This window comes from Streptomyces sp. WELS2 (assembly GCF_013870595.1).
In the GTDB taxonomy this organism is placed as follows: domain Bacteria; phylum Actinomycetota; class Actinomycetes; order Streptomycetales; family Streptomycetaceae; genus Streptomyces.
In genome coordinates, this window is sequence record NZ_JACBWZ010000791.1 from 1 (window position 1) to 2,804 (window position 2,804).

The window sequence follows — 2,804 nt, forward strand, 5'->3', positions numbered from 1 at the left end:
ATCCCGAGCGCGCCGAGGTGCATCGGGTGCCGGCCGGACTCCATGTTCCAGAAGGCCAGGTCCAGGGGAGCGAGCGGGTCGGAGGTCACGGGCTTGCCTCACGCGTCGGCGACGGGCGGATCAGTAGTCAATCCCCGGCGGACGATTACGGTCAAGTACCGGCACATTACGTACCGTTACTATCGGATTAAGTCTCGCGAGGGCATGAGCCGAAAGGCGCCCGAGGTCATCTCAGGACGGGTGGCGCCGCTTCCGGTGCGGTACCCCATGCCGACGGGCGCGGGCCGACCGTGAAGGCGAGGGAGCGCAGGGAGCGCAGCGCGCCGGTCGTCAGATAGGTCCGGCCGTACGGGGTGCCGTCGGTGCGTACGGCCTGGACGTAGCGGTCGGCGGCCGAGGTCCCGGGCGCCGTCACGGTCAGCCGGCCGCTCGGCCAGTAGCGGCGGTCCAGGGCCAGGTCGACCCGGTCGAACACGGGGGTGGTCAGGCCCCAGGTGCCGTAGCCGGGCTGGACCGGGAAGAGCCCGATGGCCGACAGCACGTGCCAGGCGGACATGGTGCCCAGGTCGTCGTTGCCGGTCAGGCCTTCGGGACTGTCGGTGAACAGGGTCAGCGCCGCGTGCACCACGTCCGTGGTCTTCCAGGGCCGGCCGGTGGAGAGGTAGGTGTAGGGCGCGATGAGGTCCGGCTCGTTCATCGGGTTGTAGACGGCGGCGTTGTAGTAGGCGTACGGGTCGCCGTGCACCCACACCTCGCGGGCGGTCTTCTCCGGGTCGGCGAGCAGCCGGTCGTAGGCGAAGAAGGCGTCGAGGCGGGCGTCGGCCGCGCTCCTGCCGCCGATCAGCCCGACCATGCCGGGCACGTCCTGTGGGACGAGCCACTGGTACTGCCAGGCCGTGCCCTCGTGGAAGCCGGCGCCGCGGGCCGGGTCGGGCGGGCCGGCGAAGGCGCCGGAGGCGTCCCGGGCGCGGAAGAACCCGGTGGCGGGGTCGAAGATGTTCCGGTAGCTGCGCGAACGGGCGGCGTAGCGGGCGGCGTCCTCGTGGTGCCCGAGTCCGCGGGCCATCTGCGCCAGCATGGCGTCGGCGAGCGCGTACTCCAGGGTGACCGAGGCGCCGTAGTGGTAGTCGGAGTCGCCCATCTTGGCGTACGGGCGGCCCTGGACCCAGGGCGCGAAACCGTGCGCGATGTACTCGGCGTTGGCCTCCCGGCCGACGCCCGGGTAGGCGGCGGGCGGCACACCGTCGGCGTTCTCGCGCAGCACCCGGTAGGCCCGTTCCTCGAAGCCCTTCAGCAGGCCCGAGTGGTAGGCCGTGGTCAGGAAGGGGGTGACCGGGTCACCGGTCATGATGTTGGTCTCCACCGGGCCGTAGCCCCACTTGGGCAGCCAGCCGCCGTCCTCGGCGACCGCGACCACCGACCGGGCCATGTCCCGGGCCTCGCGCGGCGCGAGCAGGGCGAGCAGCTGGGCCTGGGTGCGGTAGGTGTCCCACAGCGACCAGTTCTGGTAATAGGTGAACCCCCGGGCGCGGTGGATACGGCGGTCCCAGCCGAAGTAGCGGCCGTCGGCGTCGCCGCCGGTGTTGGGCGCGAGGTACGACCGGTAGAGCGAGGAGTAGAAGGTCCGGCGCAGCGCGGGCGTGCCGCCCCGCACCCGGACGGCGGCCAGCCGGCGCTCCCACTCCTCGCGGGCCCTTCGGCGCACGGCGTCGAAGGAGCGGCCGCCCTCGGCGCGCAGGTTGGTGGCGGCGCCGCGCGCGTCCACGTACGACAGCGCGGTGGTCGCCTCGACCACGCGGTCGCCGGTGGTGTCGAAGCGGACGTAGGCGCCGCCGGCCCCGGTGCGGGCGCCGGGGGTGACGGTACGGCCGTCCCAGGTGCCGTAGGCGGTGAAGGGCCGGCTGAAGCGGGTGATCGTGTGGACGGTGTAGGGGCCGGTGTCCCGGCAGAAGCCGTGGCCGGTGATCTCGGTGCGCACGGTGCGGTCGTCCAGGATCTCCACCGCGCTGCTCACCGGCTTGTGCAGCGCCTGGGCCGCGTTCAGCAGGACGTTGGCCTTGCCGGTGGCCGGGAAGGTGTAGCGCTGCACGCCGGTGCGGGCGGTGGCGGTCAGCTCGGCGCGGACGCCGGAGGCGAGACCGACCCGGTAGTAGCCGGGGCTCGCCTCCTCGTCGTCGTGCGAGAAGGCCGCCGCGTACTGGGCGTAGTCCGTCCGGGTGATGTCGCCGGTGGTGGGCAGCACGGGAAGGTCGCCGCCGATGCGGCAGCCGACGCCCGAGAGGTGGACCAGGGAGAAGCCGCGGATACGGTTCTGCGCGTAGTCGTAGCCGGTGCTGTGCCCGGTGTCCGGGGAGAGCTGCACCATGCCGAAGGGCACGGCCGCGCCCGGGAAGGTGTTGCCCTCGTCCCGGCTGCCGATGAACGGGTTGACCAGCTCGGTGAGGCGGCCGTCGGACGGCTCCTCGGCCCGTGCGGCGGGGGTGGCGATCAGCGCCGACGCTGCCATCACCCCGGCCATGCACCAGCGCGTGCGCCGGGTCCCTCTCATGTCGGATGACCTCCGCGGATTGGACATCGTTGCCTGCATCCTGAAGGCCGCGGGGCCCGAACCCGGGCATTCCCGGTGATTGGTGTCGAACGCGTCGCGCCGGGTGGGACTCTCGTGGGCAGGGGGCGTCAGCCCGGTGGGCGGGTGTGACAGCAGTCGCCGCAGAGTCCGCCGCCGGGCACCCGGTAGTACAGGCAGCAGCTGCGGCGCCGGAACGACGCGCCGGTGCGCGCGCCGGTGGCGTCGAGCAGCGGAT

At 72.8% G+C, this 2,804-nt stretch carries 2 protein-coding genes; both read right to left on the reverse strand.

Translation table 11 applies throughout. The features are described 5' to 3' along the window. Positions 1 to 226: 226 nt before the first annotated feature. On the reverse strand, positions 227 to 2,548 hold the full coding sequence (locus H5J33_RS29865) for a GH92 family glycosyl hydrolase (RefSeq protein ID WP_181797910.1): 2,322 nt from the start codon (positions 2,546 to 2,548) through the stop codon (positions 227 to 229). Between the two features lie 128 nt (positions 2,549 to 2,676). Then, positions 2,677 to 2,804: (2Fe-2S)-binding protein (locus tag H5J33_RS29870; RefSeq protein ID WP_181797911.1), on the reverse strand; the 128-nt coding region annotated here is incomplete at its 5' end.